This is a genomic window from Kordiimonas pumila (assembly GCF_015240255.1).
GTDB lineage: Bacteria > Pseudomonadota > Alphaproteobacteria > Sphingomonadales > Kordiimonadaceae > Kordiimonas > Kordiimonas pumila.
In genome coordinates this window covers 704,650-724,800 of sequence record NZ_CP061205.1, presented here as the reverse complement: position 1 = coordinate 724,800, position 20,151 = coordinate 704,650, and the positions used below count along the sequence as shown (strand labels likewise).

General features: G+C 48.6%; 14 protein-coding genes. 7 read left to right on the top strand and 7 right to left on the bottom strand.

What is annotated here, in order from left to right; translation table 11 throughout:
* Position 1: 1 nt before the first annotated feature.
* Positions 2-1,042, top strand: coding sequence for an oxidoreductase (locus tag ICL80_RS03035; RefSeq protein WP_194214654.1), 1,041 nt, complete (start codon positions 2-4; stop codon positions 1,040-1,042).
* An 86-nt stretch (positions 1,043-1,128) separates the two neighbouring features.
* Here ICL80_RS03035 and ICL80_RS03030 read toward each other — a convergent pair whose 3' ends face one another.
* The 5 genes from ICL80_RS03030 to ICL80_RS03010 all read right to left on the bottom strand — a co-directional run bounded on the left by ICL80_RS03030 (position 1,129) and on the right by ICL80_RS03010 (position 3,974).
* Complete coding sequence (locus tag ICL80_RS03030; RefSeq protein ID WP_194214653.1) at positions 1,129-1,545, bottom strand: hypothetical protein; 417 nt, start codon at positions 1,543-1,545, stop codon at positions 1,129-1,131.
* Between the two features lie 48 nt (positions 1,546-1,593).
* A complete protein-coding gene (locus ICL80_RS03025; RefSeq protein WP_194214652.1) occupies positions 1,594-2,010 on the bottom strand; it encodes an HIT domain-containing protein in 417 nt (138 codons plus the stop codon).
* Positions 2,011-2,082: 72 nt separating this feature from the next.
* Positions 2,083-2,367, bottom strand: coding sequence for a YtxH domain-containing protein (locus ICL80_RS03020; protein ID WP_194214651.1), 285 nt, complete (start codon positions 2,365-2,367; stop codon positions 2,083-2,085).
* Between the two features lie 199 nt (positions 2,368-2,566).
* Positions 2,567-3,223 (bottom strand): endonuclease III, encoded by a 657-nt coding sequence (gene nth / locus ICL80_RS03015; protein WP_194214650.1) that lies wholly within the window; start codon positions 3,221-3,223, stop codon positions 2,567-2,569.
* Complete coding sequence (locus ICL80_RS03010; RefSeq protein ID WP_194214649.1) at positions 3,213-3,974, bottom strand: alpha/beta fold hydrolase; 762 nt, start codon at positions 3,972-3,974, stop codon at positions 3,213-3,215. Before ICL80_RS03010 ends, nth begins: the two co-directional genes overlap by 11 nt.
* Before the next feature lie 214 nt (positions 3,975-4,188).
* Between ICL80_RS03010 and thrS the strand changes: the two genes are divergently transcribed.
* The 3 genes from thrS to ICL80_RS02995 all read left to right on the top strand — a co-directional run bounded on the left by thrS (position 4,189) and on the right by ICL80_RS02995 (position 7,993).
* A complete protein-coding gene (gene thrS / locus ICL80_RS03005) occupies positions 4,189-6,180 on the top strand; it encodes a threonine--tRNA ligase (protein ID WP_194214648.1) in 1,992 nt (663 codons plus the stop codon).
* 131 nt (positions 6,181-6,311) lie between these two features.
* Positions 6,312-6,848 carry a translation initiation factor IF-3 gene (infC, locus tag ICL80_RS03000; RefSeq protein WP_392389813.1) on the top strand — a complete coding sequence of 179 codons (537 nt, stop codon included), beginning with the start codon at positions 6,312-6,314 and terminating at the stop codon, positions 6,846-6,848.
* 161 nt (positions 6,849-7,009) lie between these two features.
* Entirely contained in the window at positions 7,010-7,993 is a 984-nt protein-coding gene (locus ICL80_RS02995; protein ID WP_194214647.1) for a glutathione S-transferase family protein, read from the top strand.
* Between the two features lie 72 nt (positions 7,994-8,065).
* Here the strand turns inward: ICL80_RS02995 and ICL80_RS02990 are convergent, their stop codons facing one another.
* On the bottom strand, positions 8,066-12,883 hold the full coding sequence (locus ICL80_RS02990; protein ID WP_194214646.1) for an NAD-glutamate dehydrogenase: 4,818 nt from the start codon (positions 12,881-12,883) through the stop codon (positions 8,066-8,068).
* A gap of 35 nt (positions 12,884-12,918) precedes the next feature.
* Positions 12,919-14,073, bottom strand: a complete 1,155-nt coding sequence (locus ICL80_RS02985) for a hypothetical protein (RefSeq protein WP_194214645.1) — start codon at positions 14,071-14,073, stop codon at positions 12,919-12,921.
* Positions 14,074-14,289: 216 nt separating this feature from the next.
* On the opposite strand from ICL80_RS02985, the gene ICL80_RS02980 reads away from it, so the two are divergent.
* The 3 genes from ICL80_RS02980 (at position 14,290) to ICL80_RS02970 (ending at position 20,129) form a co-directional block, all read left to right on the top strand.
* Entirely contained in the window at positions 14,290-16,074 is a 1,785-nt protein-coding gene (locus ICL80_RS02980; protein WP_194214644.1) for an AMP-dependent synthetase/ligase, read from the top strand.
* A gap of 99 nt (positions 16,075-16,173) precedes the next feature.
* Positions 16,174-17,811, top strand: coding sequence for a tryptophan halogenase family protein (locus tag ICL80_RS02975; protein WP_194214643.1), 1,638 nt, complete (start codon positions 16,174-16,176; stop codon positions 17,809-17,811).
* 149 nt (positions 17,812-17,960) lie between these two features.
* Positions 17,961-20,129: an FdhF/YdeP family oxidoreductase gene (locus ICL80_RS02970; RefSeq protein ID WP_194214642.1), complete on the top strand. Its 2,169-nt coding sequence runs from the start codon at positions 17,961-17,963 to the stop codon at positions 20,127-20,129.
* Positions 20,130-20,151: the final 22 nt, after the last annotated feature.

Sequence of the window (20,151 nt, the reverse complement as noted above, 5' to 3'; positions counted from 1 at the left end):
AATGTCAGCACTGCCAGACACCATCAAAACCGCTGTTGTCGGATACGGATACTCAGCCCAAACCTTCCATATTCCGTTTTTGATGGCTCAGCTAGCTTATGATTTAGTGGCTATCAGTAGCAGCCAAACTGCTGCTATTGAAAAGGCCATGCCGGGTATGGCGGTTTTCAAATCAGCAGAGGTAATGATCGAGCAGGCGGGCGCTGACCTTCTCATCATCACCGCACCTAACGATGTACATTACTCTCTTATAAAACATGCACTCCTAAACGACATGCATGTGGTGGTTGAGAAACCATTTGTTACACGGTCCAAAGACGGCGAAGAACTGATCAAGCTGGCGGAAGAGCGCGGTAAGATTTTAACTGTTTACCATAACCGCCGCTGGGACGGTGACTTCCTAACCATTAAGAAACTTATAAAAAACAACACACTTGGCAAAATTCGCTATTTTGAAAGCCACTTTGACCGCTTTCGCATGGATGTGCGTGACCGTTGGCGCGAAACCGCGGCAAACGGCGGCGGTCTGCTTTATGATCTGGGTTCGCACCTTCTGGATCAGGCCTTGCAGCTTTTTGGGCCGCCAGAGGCAATTAGTGCCACCTGCAAAACCATGCGCCCCGGCGGCACTACAACCGACCTTGCGCACATAACCCTGCACTATGCAGATATGCTGGCCGTGCTGCATATGAGTGTGTTTTCAGCAGGGCCAAACCGCCGCTTTCAAGTGCAAGGAGAATTGGGCACCTACGAAAAATACGGCCTAGACCCACAGGAAGACAGATTGAAAGCTGGAATGAAACCCGTGCCCAAAGAATGGGCGGATGAAGAGCCAAAGCATTACGGCACCCTCTACCGCACAGATAGCACCGAAACTTTACCAACAGAGCGCGGCGGCTACCAACAGTTTTTCAGCCTCATGAAAGACGCTATTCTGCACAAGGGCCTAGCTCCTGTTGCAGCAAAAGACGCGCTTATGACTATTAAACTGATTGAGCTAGCCGCCAAAAGCAGTGAAACCGGCAAAACCCTTCGTCTTTAGAGCAGGCGAAACAACACTCCGAGAATCGTGTTTAATGCAATTAGCCATGCAAAACCAAGTACCACATACGTTCCCCAGCCATTATTTTAAGGATATGTGCTCGACAATATCTTTAGTGAACTTATCCCAGGGTACATTTTTGTGATAATAATACCCCCAACAATTAATCGCGCTATCAATTGACTATATGATGGGCCTTCCGAAAGAGCTTGACTGAGCAGCCCGCAAATCAACAAAATCACTGTTAAAAAAAGTGTTTTACCTGCTAAGGCAGAGTACTGCTGTACTCGCCATGATAGAAACGAAAGAGTAAGGGCATTAATCACCATAAAAATGGTGGTCTCTATCGGCGCATTATAAAATAGAAAAAATATTACAGCGAAAGTACCATTGAGTGCCGCTAGAATAAAGCCAACCGTTGCCATCATTCTTGCATCTTTTTTTTCAAAGCCTTCTGCGTTTTTACTTAAAACTTCACCAACTACATCTTTCATTTCAGTCATACATCCCCCAATTTCATGTATATGCTGTCATATTTCCCTAAGCCCTTTTCAAAGTAAAGCCTCTCTTAAATTCCCGCACACTTTTGGAGCCTCTAAGTCACTGTAAGGAACAGACGGCACCTTACCCCAAACAGGGCCAGGCCATGCCGGGTCAGCTTTAAAGCGAGCAATAATATGAACATGAAGCTGTGGCACCATATTACCAAGCGCCGCCACATTCATTTTATCTGCCCCTGTTAGCGCTTCAAGTGCCTTGGATGTATGGGTTATCTCATACATCAGTTGTTGCTGATCAGCTTCCGCCAGCTCATGCATTTCACGAACACCCGCGCGCGCAGGCACCAGAATAAGCCATGGATAGTTGCTATCGTTCATAAGCAGAACGCGCGACAAGGTAAAGGTTCCAACCTCAAATGTGTCTGCCGCCAGCTGTGAGTGCAGCGAAAATTCTGTAACCTCTGGCATAAACGCTCCATAAACAAACAGGCCGGGTAAAAACCCGACCTGTTATAAACCTGCAGCCCGCAAAAAAGCGTCTTACTCGTCTTTTGCTTCTTCTGCTGCATCTTCCATTTCTTCCTTGGCATCTTTCCAAGCTTCTTTGGCATCGTCAGCAGCTTCTTCCATACTGTCAGATGCATCATCCATCATTTCTTTCGCACTATCAGTGGCGTCATCCATTGCCTCTTTCATGTCGTCTGCTGCTGCTTCCGCAGCAGGCGCCATTTCATCAGCCTTATGTTCGTCGCCAGCGTTATCGCCGCACGCTGAAAGTGTGAAAAGTGCTGCTGATGCCAATAATACTGTCAATCCGTTACGCATAAAATCCCCTCCTAAAAAAGTTTGTTTGTAAAACTGCAAACACGGTGCTCCAGCCCATAGAGCGCCTTAAGCCTAGCGTGTTTACCATAAACCTGCAACAGGCAGCTTATGGTAGATAAAACTAATCTTTAGTTCAGGCGCAATAGATATGAAGAATTCATGGCAAATCCGTGGCAACAAACACCTTTCTGTAAAAAATTTAAGCCTCTACCTTTTCTTTATACAGGCAAATATCTGTAAGCTTACACTGCATACAGTCAGGCTTGCGAGCCTTACAGATGTAGCGGCCCAGTAGAATAAGCCAGTGGTGCGCATGAAGACAAAACGGTTCTGGAATAACCTTTTCAAGTGCCAGTTCCACTTTTAGCACATCCTTACCGGGTGCAAGGCCAGTGCGGTTTGAAACCCTAAAAATATGCGTGTCTACTGCGCAGGTGGGCTGACCAAAAGCAATGTTTAGCACCACATTGGCGGTTTTTCGGCCAACACCGGCGAGCGCCTCCAGCTCTGCCCGAGTCTCTGGCACCTTGCTGCCGTGCTTGTCTATAAGATCGCGGCACAGCTTTATAACATTCTCTGCCTTTGAATTATAAAGCCCTATGGTTTTGATATATTGCTTCAAACCGTCCACCCCGAGGGCATACATTTTCTCTGGTGTATCTGCCACTGGCCACAGGTTTTTTGTGGCTTTATTCACCCCCACATCTGTCGCCTGTGCGGAGAGCACAACCGCTACCAGAAGTGTAAACTCGTTCACATAATCAAGCTCGCCCTCAGGGTTTGGGTTATCTTCTGCCAACCGCCTGAAAAACTCAAAAACCTGATCGCGGTTCAACTTTGAATATTTACCGGCCATAAGGTAGATCTTTCGTAAGTTCACCCACCATACGGGTCAGGCGCTTGAGGTCAATATCTCGCGACAGTCGGTGGTCGCCGCCCGGCACAAGAATAACCTCTGTATTCTCGCCCACAATGCAGTCTGCTATCTGCTGCGCTGTTTGCCACGGTACATCGGGGTCTAATGTGCCCTGAATAAGCCGCACCGGTATATCAAGGTGTATAGGCGCGTTCAGCACCCGGTTTTGCCAACCATCATCAATCAGCGCTTTGGTTATGGTGTAAGGCTCGTCGCCGTAATCACACGGGCGCTTCATAAAGCCATTTTCCAGCACTTCAGCGCGGGTGGCTTCATCAAATCCTTCCCACATACGGACAGTGAAATCAGGGGCAGCCGCCAAGCCAACAAAGGCCTTTACTCGTCCCGGTCTGGCCTTTGCTGCTAAAAGGCCGATCCAGCCACCCATAGAAGACCCCACCACAATTTGCGGACCTTCTGTCAGCTTATCGATCACCGCGATTGCGTCTTTGGCCCAAAGGCCAATAGTACCATCTGCAAACTTGCCTTCAGAGACACCGTGGCCCTGATAATCAAACCGCACAAAGGCTTGGCCCTCAGCCACACACCATGCCTCCAGCGCTGTTGCCTTACCGCCTTCCATATCGCTCATGAAACCGGGCAGGAACACAACACCCGGTCCTTTGCCTTTTGTACGCTTATAGGCAATACGCGTGCCGTGCGCGGTTTCAAGGATGCGGGTTTCAGGCATTAGCAAACTCTCCATCTAATCAAAAACACATTCCCGCAGACCCTAGCAGGCAAGGCAAGGCGGCTCAATATCCCAATTGGTGTGCAGGGGAAAGACAGTCATAGAAAATAATTGTAGAAATTAAGGCCGTTTTGCCTTGCTATGCTTGACTTCCGCCGCAGCCCGCTTTAACTCGCGAGTCCATGTTTTTTTATAATTTAAGGGCCTATCTGCCATGAGCGAACAATCGAGTGTACAAAATCCGGTCAACCTGCGCCTGCCTGATGGCAGCGTACGCACGTTTGATAAGCCGGTGACGGGCACGACGCTGGCCGCAGATATAGGCCCCGGCCTGCTGAAGGCCGCGCTCGCCGTTAAGGTAAACGGTGACGTATGGGACTTGGACCGCGAGATTGAAGCAGACAGCGATGTATCAATCATCACCAAACGCGACACAGAAGAAGCGCTTGATATTTTGCGGCATGACTGCGCCCACGTGATGGCCGAAGCTGTGCAGGAGTTATTCCCCGGCACGCAGGTTACAATTGGGCCAAATATTCAAGATGGCTTCTTCTACGACTTTGCCCGCGACAAGCCCTTTACCGAGGAAGATCTTGCTGTCATCGAAAAGCGCATGCACGAAATTGTAGCGCGTGACGAAAAAATAACCCGCGAAGTGTGGGCCCGCGACGAAGCTATTGCCCATTTCACTGAAATTGGCGAAAAATATAAAGCCGAAATTATCACTGACCTACCGGCAAATGGCCCAATCACTGTTTACCGTCAAGGCAACTGGAAAGACCTGTGTCGCGGCCCTCACCTGCCTTCCACTGGCAAGCTGGGTGATGCTTTCAAACTAATGAAAGTGGCTGGTGCTTATTGGCGCGGCGACAGCAAGAACGCCATGCTAACCCGCATTTACGGCACTTGCTGGACAGACAAAAAAGAACTCAAAGACTATCTGCACAGGTTGGAAGAAGCCGAAAAACGTGACCACCGCAAACTGGGCCGAGAAATGGACCTATTCCACCTGCAGGAAGAGGCGCAAGGTTCTGTTTTCTGGCACCCACAAGGCTACACTGTTTGGCTGCAAATGGAGAAATACATCCGTAACCGCCTACAGGAAGCAGGCTATGTGGAAGTGAAAACACCGCAGCTTCTGGATAGTAAATTTTGGGAGCAATCTGGCCACTGGGCAAAATTCCGTGAGAATATGTTTGTGGTGCCGGACGAAATACCAAACACGGAAGAAGAAGGCCCTATTCTGTCTGGCGAAGGCAAACTCATGGCTCTGAAACCCATGAACTGCCCCGCGCATGTTCAGATTTTCAAACAGGGCATTAAAAGTTACCGCGATCTGCCTATTCGCATGGCTGAATTTGGCTGCTGCCATAGAAACGAGGCGCACGGTGCCCTGCACGGCCTGATGCGTGTGCGCCAAATGACACAGGATGATGCCCACATTTTCTGCCGTGAAGATCAGATCACGGAAGAAACTGTTAATTTCTGTAACCTGCTGTCGCAGGTGTATAATGATCTGGGCTTCCCCGAGTTTAAAGTGCTGCTTGCGACACGGCCTGAAAAGCGTTCTGGCACTGATGCAGAATGGGATCTGGCCGAAAAACGCCTTGAAGATGCCCTGAAAGAAACAGGCCTCGATTATGGCTTTGCACCCGGTGAAGGCGCTTTTTACGGCCCCAAACTTGAGTTTCATCTGAATGATGCTATTGGCCGGACATGGCAGTGTGGCACATTGCAGCTTGACCCCAATATACCAAAACTGCTTGGCGCCAGCTATGTAGGGGAAGATGGTAACCGTCATACACCTGTTATGCTGCACCGTGCAGTGCTGGGCACGCTTGAGCGTTTCATCGGTATTATGATAGAGCATTACGCTGGTAAACTGCCGTTATGGCTTGCGCCAACACAGGCAGTGGTAGCCCCCATTGTGTCTGACGCCCACGGCTACGCAAGCGATGTGCACGCCAAACTAAAGGCGGCAGGTATTCGGGCCGAGGTTGACCTCAGGAACGAGAAAATAAACTATAAAGTACGCGAGCACAGCCATGCCAAAGTACCTGTTATTTTGGTGGTAGGCATGCGTGAAGCGGAAGACAATAAAGTGAGTATCAGGCGCCTTGGATCGAACGATCAAACAGTGATGGATCTGGATGAAGCGATCGCCGCACTGGTGCAAGAGAGCACCATGCCAAGCGGAAACGCATAAGGACGGGTAAACACTTATAAACAATACTTTGCATGCGAGGCTGGAAAAGCCTATAATGCCTAAATATTTCATGCCTGCGTGGGCTGGGCACTATAAATAGCCTACGAGAAACAATACACAGGAGACCGAACATACGTAATGGGAATTTTGCGGCACCGCCCAAGCACGCCGGGCCGCGCGTGAATGAGATGATCACTTCAAAAGAAGTGCGTCTTATAGGAGCAGATGGAGAAAACCACGGGGCTGTAACAATTGCAAAGGCACTGGAGATCGCAGCACTTAGCGGCCTCGACCTTGTGGAAATTTCGCCGAACGCCGAACTCCCTGTGTGTAAAGTTCTTGATTTCGGCAAATACAAGTATGAGGCTCAGAAAAAAGCCAGCCTCGCACGAAAAAAACAGAAAGTCCAGGAAGTCAAAGAAATCAAGATGCGCCCTGGCATTGATGTGCACGATTACAATGTGAAGCTGAAAAAAATCAATGAATTCATTGATAACGGCGACAAAGTAAAAGTAACCATCCGATTCCGTGGCCGTGAAATGGCACACCAAGAACTTGGTATGGAAGTATTGCAGCGTGTTACACGCGAGATGGAAGAATCAGCCAAAATTGAGGCCCGCCCAAAACTGGAAGGCCGCCAGATGATTATGGTTATTTCACCAAAATAACCTTAAAATATTTGCTATAAAATTACACTGAAAGCCGTTGACCCCTTGGTTCTGCGGCTTTTTTGTATTTGGCCTGCTCTATTTTTATTTGGCCTACCCTGTTGATCAAATGCCAATAACCCTTACCTGTAAGATAGCAAGAAAGCATAAGGAGTAAGGACATGGGTTTGTTGGTAGACGGCGTTTGGCATAATGAATGGTACGATACCGACAAAACAGGGGGCAGGTTTGAACGGTCGAAAAGCCAGTTTAGAAACTGGGTAACGGCAGACGGCAGCGCCGGACCAACCGGCAAAAGTGGTTTCAAGGCTGAAGATGGTCGATACCACCTTTATGTATCCTACGCCTGCCCGTGGGCGCACCGCACCCTCATTATGCTTGCGCTCAAAGGTCTTGAACCGATGATTGATGTGTCGGTTGTCGGCATGAAAATGCTGGAAAATGGCTGGACCTTTGACACCACAGATGGCAGCACCGGCGACCCACTGTTTGGTGCCCGCCATATGCATGAAATATATACGCAGGCAGACCCAAGCTATAGCGGCCGCGTCACTGTGCCGGTGCTCTGGGACAAGCAACAAAAAACCATCGTCAATAACGAAAGCGCCGATATTATTCGTATGCTTAGCACAGCTTTTGACGGGCTGGGTGCCAAACCCGGTGATTATTATCCCGCTGCATTAAAAGGCCAAATCGACACCATTAATGCCCGCGTTTACGACACGGTAAACAACGGAGTATATAAAGCAGGATTTGCAACCACACAGGAAGCTTACGAGGAAGCCATCAAGCCGCTTTTTGAAACACTGGCATGGCTAGACGGCAAACTCGCGCAAAGCCGCTTTTTGCTTGGAAACACCCTAACCGAAGCTGATATCCGCCTGTTCACGACCCTTATACGGTTTGATGCAGTGTATGTGGGGCACTTCAAGTGCAACCTACAGCAAATTGCTGATTTTCCAAACCTTTCGGGCTATGTCCGCGACCTGTACCAAATGCCGGAAATACGCCCAACAGTGCATATGGACCATATAAAAACCCATTATTATGCAAGCCACAAGCATATTAACCCAACCGGGATTATTCCACTTGGCCCCATCCTAAACTTGGATGACCCCCACAGCAGGGAAGCTATGTACCCCTAATGTAACCACAAAAAAGGCATGAAAAAAAGCGGCTAAAAAGCCGCTTTTTTATTGTCTTATGGCGCATAAAGCCTACCGCAAAATTGACCGAAGATGCCGTGCTGCAAAGCTGAGCTTTGCAACCGTAAGCGTGCCAGAGGTTGATAGATCATCGATCAAACGCTCTGCCCGAATAATGCGGGTTGCCTGTGCTTTTGCCCAGTCATCTGTCGCCTTGACAGCAGTTTTACTGCCCGCACGGGTACAAACACGTTCCACATGGCTACGCTGCAAATCAGCCAAATCTTCCTCAATGGCGCGAATTGCAAGCACATCCCAGTGGCCTTCCGGTATCATTCGGTCAGCCCGCTGTTTAAGCCAATCAAAGCCCAGTTTATCGCCAAGTGTAAAGTGCACCCGGGCAACATAATCAACGGTTTTATCGCATTTTTCAGAAACGGCGATAATATCTGGTCCGGCGCTAAACACTTCAAACGCTGCAACATAGGTTGCCAGTTCTTTGCCAACACCAACGGATTGCAGTTCCTTGCAGCGATCCTGAAACGCCTGCTGAACCGGACCGCTTAAAATATCCGGCTTTATAGCAAAGAGCTTTTTAAACGGTGCCTTAAACCGGTTTACAAGCCCGGTCACATCAAACGGCCTGTCAATGTTCCGCAGAAGCCACATAACTTGGGTTTTAAGCGAATCTGAAAGGCTTTGATGCATATCATACTGCACACTTGCCGGCACTTTCAGATCAAGAGCATTAATGCCCTCCCAAATCTCTTGCAGGCCAAACACTTCTCGAACAATAACAAAAGCCGCCACAATGTCTTCAACACCAAGACCGGTTTCTTCCTTTACCTCATACACAAAGGTTAGGCCTGCCCAGTTCACCACTTCATTTGCCAGAACAGTGGCAATAATTTCACGGCGCAGGCGGTGCTGGTTCAGTTCTTCCTGATATTTCTCACACAGTACTTCAGGGAAGCCCCAGTCAAGTTCAGGTTTCAGGAACGGGTCATCTACCAGCTTGCTTTTCACTAGAATGTCCAGAAGCGACATTTTAGCATACGCCATAAGGGTTGAGATTTCCGCCCGTGTCAGGCCTTTTTCATTCGCCGCCAGTTCTGCAAAACCTTCATCAGAGGGCAGATACTCAATCTCACGGTTTAGGGCACCATCACGCTCCAGCGCCCTTATAAGGCCGAGGTGATATTCACGGTTGCTTACAGCCTTACGCTCTGCAAGCGATATGGCTTGTGTTTGCAAGTAGTTGTCCGAGAGAACAATTTCAGAAATATCATCGGTCATAGATTCGAGCAGGATATTTCTGTCTTCCCGTGTGAGTTTATTATTGGCAATAACATGCTGAAGCAAAATCTTGATGTTCACTTCCTTGTCAGAGCAATCAACCCCGGCGGAATTATCGATAAAGTCGGTGTTTGTACGCCCGCCTTTTCGTGCAAACTCAATACGTGACCGCTGGGTCATACCAAGGTTACCACCTTCGCCAACAACCTTAACCCTCAGATCACTACCCGTTACCCTAAGCGCATCATTTGCCCTATCGCCAACCTGAACATCGGTTTCTGTGCTGGCGCGAACATAGGTTCCAATACCACCGAACCACAAGAGATCAGCTTCTGCTTTGAGGATAGCGTGGATAAGGGCATTTGGTGTTAAGCTTGGTACATCAAGGCCAAGCCAGCTTTTAATTTCTGGCGTTAGCGTAATAGATTTTTCAGCCCGTGAGAAAATACCGCCGCCTTTTGAAATAAGATTCGCGTTATAATCTGCCCAGCTTGAGCGCGGCATATCGAACAGGCGCTTGCGTTCCTTCCATGCGGCTTTTGTATCAACCGCTGTCGGATCAATAAAAATATGCATATGGTTAAAGGCTGCTTTCAGATGAATGGTTTTACTAAGCAGCATACCATTCCCGAATACGTCCCCTGCCATATCACCAACACCGATGGTGCTAATAATATCTTTCTGGGTATCAATGCCCATTTCGCGGAAATGGCGCTGAACACTAACCCATCCACCTTTAGCGGTGATGCCCATTTTTTTATGGTCATAGCCCTGCGACCCGCCAGAGGCAAAAGCGTCCCCCAGCCAAAAGCCACGTCCTTCCGAAATGCTGTTTGCAATATCAGAGAAAGTCGCGGTTCCTTTATCCGCCGCTACCACAAGATAAGGATCATCACTGTCGCGGCGGATAGTATTTTCAGGTGGCACCACTTTACCACCAACCAGATTATCTGTGAGCGACAGAAGGCTGGTTATAAACCGGCGGTATGAAGCAATCCCTTCCGCCATAAAGGCTTCGCGGTCGCTCATCGGTGGTAGTTGTTTCGGGTAAAAACCGCCTTTTGCACCTTGCGGCACAATCACCGCGTTTTTGACCTGCTGTGCCTTCACAAGACCCAGCACTTCGGTTCTGAAATCCTCCCGCCGGTCAGACCACCGAAGGCCCCCGCGCGCGATAGGACCACCGCGCAGATGCACACCTTCCACCTGCGGTGAATATACCCATATCTCTGCATACGGCCGCGGTAGCGGTGCTTCTTCAACTTCACGGGATCTGATCTTAAAGGCAAGTGCCCTTTCATCAACACCTTCTACAACACCGGGCTGATAGAAATTGGTCCGGAGCGTAGCTTTCATCACATCAAGATACGCCCGAAGAATACGGTCGTGATCAAGGCTTTGCACCTTGTCCATCATCTCGCGAATTTCAGCAATGACAGTATCGCCTTTTTCTGCGCGGTCCTTGCCTGCAAGCGCGGTGTTAAACTGGCTGTCAAAATAGCATACAAGCTTAGCGGCAACGTCAGCATGAAACACCATGCTGTCGGCAATATAGTCTGGGGTATAACCAAGGCCAAGCTGACGCAGGTATTTGCCGTAAGCCCTTATGATGATGATTGAATCCCACGACAGCCCTGCCGTTAACACAAGCTCGTTAAAGCGGTCATTTTCTGCAGCACCCGTCCACACCCTGACAAATAATTCTTCGACCAAAGGTTTCAAGCTGTCAAAATCAAGCGCATTATCTGCCGTACGTTCCAAAGTGAAATCATGAATAACGCTCGTAGAGCCACCGGTCATCTGATAGGAATATTCAGACAAAACCTTAAAGCCCATATTCTCCAGAAGCGGCATACAGTTCGACAGCGCAATAAGCCTACAACCATGATATATTTTCAGCCGCAAACGGTTCTCGCCGTCTGCCATATGCCGGTAAAGATCAACCCGCAGCTCGTCTTTACCTTCAATTTCTTCCAGCTTGATAACATCGTAAGCCGCCTGCGCAGGCTGGAACACTTCTTTATAGGTAACAGAGAAACGATTTTTATACAGGTGATTCAACCTGTTACCGCGCTCTTCGTCGTGGCGTTCGATAAGTGCCTGATGCAACCTATCCGTCCAGCCTTGGGCTGCTTCTGCAATCTGTTTGTTAATCGCCTTAATGTTGGCTTTTGGCACATTGCCAGGCTTGGTACGGATGATAAAGTGCCAGCGTGCAAGCTGTTCTTCGCTCAGCTTTGCATAATAAACCGATACTTCGCCGTTAAAGGCCTTACAAAGAATGTCTGCAATGGCTTCCCTTAGGCCGGAATGATAATTTTCGCGTGGCACATAAACCAGCGCAGACACAAATCGTTCAAACTGGTCTTGGCGAATAAAAGCCTTTGGCCTTGGGCGCTCCAGCAACTGCAAAATGCCCATCGCCGTATCATACATCCAGCCTTCGCTAACCTGAAACAGCTCATCGCGCGGGAAAGTTTCCAGAATATGCGCAAGAGCCTTACCTGCATAGCTACGTTCAGCATAGGTAGCCCGCGCTTTGATGTTTGCCACCTTGTTCCTGAGCATCGGCACATCATGTGCAAACTGGCTATAGGAAAAGGACGTGAACAGGCCAAGAAACCGGCGCTCGCCAATGGCTTTGCCTTTTGAATCGAAAATCTTAACGCCGATATAATCCATGTGCGCATTGCGGTGCACTGTAGACTTAACGTTTGCTTTTGTGATGATAAGCGGTTCGGACTGCATCAGGAAATACCTGATTTCAGCCGACATCGGGGTTAATCCCTGCCTGTCACGCAGTACGTTTCTGTCTGGACTACGAAGAATACCAAGGCCAGAACCTTCGACCTGACTGAAACTAAATGAATCAGCATCATCGCCTTCAAACCGGTACTCACGGAAGCCAAGGAAAGTGAAATGGTCTGCCCCAAGCCAGCGCAAAAACCTAATGGTTTCATCAACCTCTTCCTGTGGTACAGGGGGTGGGTTAACTGTTAGCGAGGCAACGGTTTCATCAATTTTTGCCAGCATGCCGCGCCAGTCAACAATAGCAGAGCGTACATCTTTTAGCGTCGCCTCTAACGCGTCCTGAATTTCCTTCAGAGCATCTTTATCTGACTGGGCATCAATCTCGATAAACATATAGGATTCGCGTACAGCAGAGCCATTTGCACCGCCGCGCACACCCTTATCATTTCTGGTTACCTCCAGAATGGGGTGGTGCATCATCCTGATACGATAATGCATAGTTGTGGACAAACAGCCCGTTACAGAATCAACCAAAAACGGCATATCGTCATTCACAATCAACAAAACCGTGTGGTTTGTGTTCCAGTCGTTTTGTTCCAGCCGCGGGTTTAAAATCTGAATTAAGGTCTCACCGCGCTTACGGTTTTCCGATAACACCCAAATACGGTGTGCAATCGAGAACAGCTCTTGTGGGTCACGCTCCAGCAAATCATCAGGGCTGGAAACGCCGTAAAAATCATGCACAAAAACGCCAAAAGCCTTAAGACTATCGCCTTTAAGAGTTTTTCCTGCCAAACTTACAATTGCTTTAAGCTGTTCTTTAACTTTTTTATCCGTCGTCATGGGTAAAACCCCTTAATTTCGGCTCCCCGGCCGTATTACCTTCCAGTTTTATAGTCATGCGCTAAATTGCGGATTGCGGAATCCAGCGCGGCCTTTCCTGTCTTAGCTTGGCCTAAAATCCTTACTTTTTCCCCACTCGCTTTCTGAACCAAAACGAGTGCAAATTCCCCTTCAATATCAATATGGTCTAAATCCGTTTCCTGCATAGATCGCAAAGTATCTTCCGCGTTACGCTGACGCCGTTGTGCTGGCGTACCTTCCATTTGGCGCTTGTGGGCACGCTCAGCCTGCACACAGCCTTTAATGCCGCCGGGCATTTCTTCTAAAAAGCCAGCAAGACCTGCACTGTTATATCCATGCCGGGCAGCGCAGGTAAGAGCAGCCGCATATTCGGCAAGCCTTGTTTTGTCGTACGATTTACCAAAAACAAGTTTTAGACACGGCGTGTAAGGAGCTCTAGCCTGCACTTTTAAGCCGTGCTCTGCAGCATAGCTTTCGTAAAAATCAGGGTTCTCAGCAGCAGCTTCATAGAGTGCCATAGCTTCAGCAAGTACACCGTATAGGTCTGACCGGCTATTTTGATCAAAATGCCCAACCTTCTTTGCCTGCCGCCTGATATCAGTCACAAGCTGATCTACAACAGGCTTCATCTCATTTATGGCGGCAGGCGGTGTGTCTATATCTACCTGCTGTTTGCGAAAGTTTGATACAACCATAACAAAGTTTGGCACAATACCATCACTGGAGAAGGGCAACATAACCCCCCGGCAATCTGTATGGTCTTCAACAAATTCAAATTCTGCCGCATGACTTCTGCCTTCGCTGGAGGAAAACTGGTCCATAAGAGCGCGCGCAAAAGCACTTTCGAGAAAGTCACTCAAATAACTACCAACTGTAAAGTCAGCGTCTGTAATCGCTTTAAGGCGGTCTCCAATAAACCGTACAATTGTGCCCTTGGCATTAAACTCCATTAGCAGACAATTTGTTTTGAAAGGAGCAAGCTCATCCGCGCGCAGGTCAGCAAACAAAGGGTATGCTTTTCCACCTTTGAGATGATGCCAGTAATCAAACGCGCGCATATGGAGTCTGCGTTCGGTGTCATAGGCACCCGCTAAAGCCGAAGAGTCGTCTAGCCCAACTGGTTCCTGAGAAAAATCAGAACTATCGGAGCTGTTGTCGGTTGCGCTCAAGGCATTATACCATTTTCAACCAGTGTTTCATCAAGGCATTACTCTAAACCAGCGCCGTAACAAAGGGCAAGCATGATCAGCACGAGAAACAACTTTTTACACTAATTGGCCCATATCCAAGATTTTGCATCCTAAATGCATCCTAAGTATCTTGCCTTTCACCCTATTTATGCGTCACACTCGGGGCATAACCTAATCCCGGGGAAGGATTTATAGATGCTGCATAACCGGTGGCAAAGCCTAACCGAAATGTTCTTTGCTCAAGCACAAAAGCTAGGGCCAAAACCACTGCTTTATTCAAAACAGAATGATGCTTGGGTGTCACTGACATGGCAACAAACCTGCGAGCAAGTTGTGAGACTAGCGGCCGCCCTTGAGAAAATGGATGTAGGCCCCGGCGACCGGGTGGTGATTGTTAGCGAAAACCGTCCTGAGTGGCTCATTGCAGATTTTGCCGTTATGGCAATTGGCGCTATATCCGTGCCCACATACACCACAAACACCTCGCGTGATCATTTACACATTCTGGAAGATTCGAGCGCAAAAGTGGCGATTATTTCTACAAAAGCGCTAGCACACACTTTTCTAAAAGCAGCCCATCAGTCAGACGATTTATGCCATGCCATTGTCATGGAATCATATACCATGAACCAACATATCAATGTTGACCTTCACAGCTGGCAGCAGGTTATTGATGCGGAAAAAACAAATGTTGAACACTATAGAAGCCGCGCGGCAAATGTCAGTAAAGATGACATTGCATGCCTGATATACACAAGCGGGACGGGCGGTGCGCCCAAAGGGGTGATGCAACACCATGGGTCTATTCTGCATAACTGTTATGCCGCATCGTTAATCATTAAACCTCTTGGCCTGAAAGATAACAGGTTTCTGTCGTTCCTGCCCCTCAGTCATGCCTATGAACACACAGCAGGCCAGTGTTTGCCGCTGATGATCGGTGCCGAAATATGGTATGCTGAAAGCATCGAGAAAATGGCTGGCAATATGGCTGAGGCGCACCCAACCATCATGATTGTTGTACCGCGTCTGTTTGAAATGCTGCGCACCCGCATAAGCCGTAAAATTGAAAAAGAAGGTGGCACTAAAGAAAAGCTCTTCAAGCGTGCCATGGAGCTTGGCATGAAGCAGGAGCGCCACGGCCAACCCCTGACAACAAAAGAAAAGCTGGAGAATATTTTTCTTACCCTTACTGTGCGCAAAAAGGTGCGGAAGCAATTTGGCGGCCAGCTAAAAGCACTGGTATCTGGCGGCGCACCCCTAAACCCTGATGTCGGATATTTCTTTTCTGCCCTTGGGCTGCGGCTATTGCAAGGTTACGGCCAAACAGAAGCTGGGCCAGTTATATCCGTTAACCCTTCTACCGGTCCGCGCATGCATACAGTGGGCAAACCCCTTGATAAAACCGACGTTAAAATCGCAGAAGACGGCGAAATCCTCGTACGCGGCGAACTGGTCATGAAAGGCTATTGGGGCGATGAAAAGTCTACCCGCCGCACCATAGTGAACGGATGGCTGCATACAGGTGACATCGGCGTTCTCGATAGTGATGGCTACCTTGAAATAACAGACCGTAAAAAAGACCTGATCGTTAATGACAAAGGCGACAATGTTTCTCCTCAGCGCATTGAGGGCATGATGGCGCTTGAAGAAGAGATATCCCAAGTCATGATATACGGCGACCGCCGGCCTTATCTGGTTGCCCTTATTGTTCCCGACAGTGAGTGGATGCAGGCTTGGGCCGCTGACCACAATAAACCAACAGATTTTGAAACACTTCGAACAGACAAGGATTTTCGCAAAGCAGTATCAAATGCTATTGATCGAATTAACCGGAATCTTTCCAATCTTGAGAAGGTTCGGCGCTTTGCTTTTGCCCATGAGCCTTTTTCAATTGAAAACCAGCAAATGACCCCTACCTTAAAATTAAAGCGCCATATCGTGCGCGATGTTTATGAAGATGTGTTTTCGGGCATGTACTAAAGTGTACGCTTAATAAGAGCCTCGACGGCCAGCACCGAACCCGCTAATCTTTTTGAAATACGAGCGTCATAAAAACAAACCATCAGGGATAGGCACTGTATGACAACCAGAAAAGTCTGTATCGTAGGGGGTGGGTCTGCCGGGTGGATGGCCGCTGCATACCTTGAAGCAGCCCTTAGACCAAACCCACGCGGCACGGTGGAAATCAGCCTTATTGAATCGCCCAATATACCGCGCATCTCTGTGGGGGAAGCCACTGTTCCCAGTATACGCCATATTCTTTCCGTGATTGGGCTGGATCAAGTTGAATTTATGAAAGCTGTGGATGGTAGCTTCAAACAGTCTATCAAATATGTGAACTGGCTTCATAAAGACCGCCATTTTTACCACCATCCTTTCAGCCGCTACCGGCAATTGCCTATTGACCGCACCGGTATTGACTGGCTTATGAGTGACCGGTCTATCCCATTTATGGAAACAGTTTCTGCTCAGCCGCAAATATGCGATATTGGCATGGCACCTCTTATGCTCGGCAAATGGGATTTTGGCCCGCCGCTCACCTATGCCTTTCACATGAATGCCCAGAAATTTGCCGACCATCTGCGGGATATAGCAACCGCACGGGGCGTAACGCATATTCTCGATGATGTGGTAGAGCCAGTAGTGGGGGAATGCGGTAATATTAAAGCTGTCAAAACCAAAAAAGGCGATAGCTATGAAGCTGATATTTTTGTCGATTGTACGGGGTTTGCTTCCCTGCTGATAGAAAAAACACTGAATGTTGGCTGGGAGGATTGCTCACAATATCTGCTCAATAACCGCGCTGTTGTCATGCAGGTGCCATACGACCACCATTACCCCGGCCAAGTAAGGCCCTATACTACCGCTACCGCGCTTTCAAATGGCTGGGTATGGGATATTCCCTTAATGTCATACCGGTCCATCGGCTATGTACACTCAAGCGACTATATCAGCCTTGAAGCCGCAGAGGAAGAAATCCGCGCTTATGAAGGCCCCCACAGTCAAAGCCTTTCGTCTCGTGTGATCAACTTTAAGGTCGGACGACGCGAAAAAGCATGGGTAAAAAACTGTATTTCAGTGGGCCTTTCTGGGGGCTTTATAGAACCACTGGAATCGACCGGGCTTTATCTAAGTGATCTGGCAACTGTAATGCTGGCTGAGCATTTTCCGTTCCACGATGAAGATATGGATACCATGTCGTTCCGGGTAAACCGAATTATGGCAAACCGCTTTTATGAAATTATGGATTTCATCAATATGCACTTCTGCCTGACACGGCGTACCGACACGGATTATTGGAAAGAAGTGCAAAAACCAGAGCGGATCGTGCCGCGCCTGCAGGCTAAATTTGACTACTGGAAGCGAAAGCCGCCTTCCATGTCCGATTTTGAAGACCAGTTTTTCCCCGGCATGCCCACCGCCGCGATTGCAAACCCCGGTGGTTATGCGGGTGACCACAGAACTGCTATTGACGTTGCAGGCCTATGGAACCATGAAAGCTATGAATGTATTATGTACGGCATGGATTTTATGGGCGATGAATACCGCCAGATGCTGGGTAATAACAGGGCACCTTCGCGCGTTGCCAACCAAATTATCCAGCGCCTGCAAACTGCACCGTCAAAACTGCCGCCGCATGATATATGGCTGCAACGGGTTCTTGGTATGCCGAACTGGGGACCTAGAAATGATAAATGGTGCTCACATGGGCTATAGCCACCCTTCCCTAGCATCTTGGAGTAGTGGGCCAAGAAAGAATGATTGTTTTTTTGCTTACTCTTTGCAACTTGAATATTTATAGGCTGGTAGCAACCCAGCATCGCGGTATTATCTACAGAAGATATAAAGAGTAAAGGGCATACGGAATGAAGCAGGTTGTAGGCGGCGGCGGGAAAAAGGTTCTCTACACTTTAAACACCATAAGGGAAATGGGTGTTCGCAAAGCGGTAAAAGCGCTGACCTCAAATAATGCCTGCAAAGCGTGTGGCCTTGGTATGGGCGGTCAGCACGGGGGCATGACAAACGAACTCGATGAGTTTCCCTCCGTTTGCAACAAAAGTGTTCAGGCACAATCATCTGATGTGCAAGCAGCAATCCCAGAGGCCCTATTTAACCATACATTGCATGACTTCAGGCAGCTCGACGGCTATGAACTCGAACATATGGGTCGGTTAAACACCCCGCTGTATAAAGCAAAAGACAGTGATAGGTACAAGCCGGTTACTTGGGATCAAGCGCTTGAAATAGCTGCCCGTAAATTTCGGGAAACCCAGCCGGACCGGAGCTTTTTTTATTCGTCTGGCCGCTCGTCAAACGAAGCTGGGTTTCTTCTGCAGTTATTTGCCCGGGTTTATGGTACCAACAATGTTAACAATTGCTCGTATTATTGCCATCAGGCCACTTCTGTTGCCCTTGGCAGTACCATTGGCACAGGCACTGCAACGGTAGAACTGGCAGACCTTAAAAAAACAGACCTTGTCTTTGTCATTGGGGCCAACCCGGCCTCTAACCACCCAAGATTTATCCACCAGCTCAAAGCTGTGCGCGACAGAGGCGGCGATGTGATTGTTATCAACCCCGCGCGCGAAGCAGGACTGGTAAAGTTTGCTGTTCCCAAAAGTCCTAAATCACTTATCAGTGGCGGCGACGAGATTGCATCGCTGTTTATAACACCCAAAATAGGGACGGATATTGCTGTTTTCAAAGGCATTGCAAAGGCATTGCTTGAAAACGGTGCAATCGATACGGCCTTCATTACAGAGCATACAAACGGCTTTGATGCCTTCCGAGTTGATATAGAAACAACAAGCTGGGCAAGCCTCAGCGAAGCCACGGGCGTTGGAAAAGATACACTAACACACGCCGCAAAAATATATGCACAGTCAAAATCTGCGGTTTTTGCGTGGGGTATGGGCATGACGCACCACCAGCATGGCTGCAATAATATTGAATATATTGCTGCTCTATCGTTGCTGCGCGGGATGGTAGGTAAAGAAGGCGCAGGGCTATTGCCGCTCAGAGGCCATAGCAACGTGCAGGGCATAGGCACCATTGGTGTGAAACCCGTTCTACCAGAAGAGGTTTTTGCGCTTATCGAAAAAGAATTCGATATAAAACTGCCAAAAACAGAGGGGTTCCACACCCTTGCCGGGCTTGAAGCTGCAGATAAGGGCCTGATAGATGCCGCCCTTATTATGGGTGGTAATCTTTATGAGGCAACGCCAGATTCAGTATGGGCAGAAAAAACACTTGATAAGATAGGCTTCAAACTGTTCCTGACCACCACATTGAATGCCGGTCACTTTCACGGGCATGATACGAGCGAAACGATTATTCTGCCTGTTACCGCGCGGGATGAAGAATGGCAGCCCACTACACAGGAATCGATGTTTAATTATGTGCGCCTGTCTGACGGGGGCATCAACCGGCTTTCTTCCGTAAGGCCTGAAACACTGTGCCTTGCAGACCTTGCCGTGCAAGTACTGCCAAACACCGCTGTGCCGTTTGCAAACTTCAAAAACCACAGCGAATTACGGAAGGCAATTGCCGCTACTGTACCCGGCCTTGAGGCCCTCGCCGATATAGATGTTGCCAAGAAAGAATTTCATATTCAGGGCCGCGTGATGCATACGCAAATTTTCAATACCCCAGACGGCAAGGCTACTTTCCATGTACACGCTGTACCTGACACCGCACAGCAGGGGTTCCTCTTAACAACAGTGCGCAGTGAAGGGCAGTTTAACTCCATTATTTATGAGCGCGCTGATAGCTACCGCCCAGCTAAAGACCGCTGGTCTGTGATGATGAATGCTGATGATATGGCACATATCGGTGTGGTTGACGGCGGGACAGCAACGATAAAATCTGCAACAGGTGTGATGGCTGGTGTAAAAGTACATGCCTATGATATCGCTCCCGGTTCTATTATGGCGTATTACCCGGAAGCCAACATTCTCACCGCACGCACCATAGACAAACGCAGTAAAACGCCAAACTTTAAATCGATACCTGTCACCATTGAGAAGGCTGCCTAATACAGAGAAATACCGGCAACCC

What these genes read in the sequence shown, in the direction of transcription:
- ICL80_RS03035 (WP_194214654.1), top strand. Translation starts at nt 2, where the DNA reads ATGTCAGCACTGCCAGACACCATCAAAACCGCTGTTGTCGGATACGGA.
- ICL80_RS03030 (WP_194214653.1), bottom strand. Translation starts at nt 1,545, where the DNA reads ATGACTGAAATGAAAGATGTAGTTGGTGAAGTTTTAAGTAAAAACGCA.
- ICL80_RS03025 (WP_194214652.1), bottom strand. Translation starts at nt 2,010, where the DNA reads ATGCCAGAGGTTACAGAATTTTCGCTGCACTCACAGCTGGCGGCAGAC.
- ICL80_RS03020 (WP_194214651.1), bottom strand. Translation starts at nt 2,367, where the DNA reads ATGCGTAACGGATTGACAGTATTATTGGCATCAGCAGCACTTTTCACA.
- nth (WP_194214650.1), bottom strand. Translation starts at nt 3,223, where the DNA reads ATGGCCGGTAAATATTCAAAGTTGAACCGCGATCAGGTTTTTGAGTTT.
- ICL80_RS03010 (WP_194214649.1), bottom strand. Translation starts at nt 3,974, where the DNA reads ATGCCTGAAACCCGCATCCTTGAAACCGCGCACGGCACGCGTATTGCC.
- thrS (WP_194214648.1), top strand. Translation starts at nt 4,189, where the DNA reads ATGAGCGAACAATCGAGTGTACAAAATCCGGTCAACCTGCGCCTGCCT.
- ICL80_RS02995 (WP_194214647.1), top strand. Translation starts at nt 7,010, where the DNA reads ATGGGTTTGTTGGTAGACGGCGTTTGGCATAATGAATGGTACGATACC.
- ICL80_RS02990 (WP_194214646.1), bottom strand. Translation starts at nt 12,883, where the DNA reads ATGACGACGGATAAAAAAGTTAAAGAACAGCTTAAAGCAATTGTAAGT.
- ICL80_RS02980 (WP_194214644.1), top strand. Translation starts at nt 14,290, where the DNA reads ATGCTGCATAACCGGTGGCAAAGCCTAACCGAAATGTTCTTTGCTCAA.
- ICL80_RS02975 (WP_194214643.1), top strand. Translation starts at nt 16,174, where the DNA reads ATGACAACCAGAAAAGTCTGTATCGTAGGGGGTGGGTCTGCCGGGTGG.
- ICL80_RS02970 (WP_194214642.1), top strand. Translation starts at nt 17,961, where the DNA reads ATGAAGCAGGTTGTAGGCGGCGGCGGGAAAAAGGTTCTCTACACTTTA.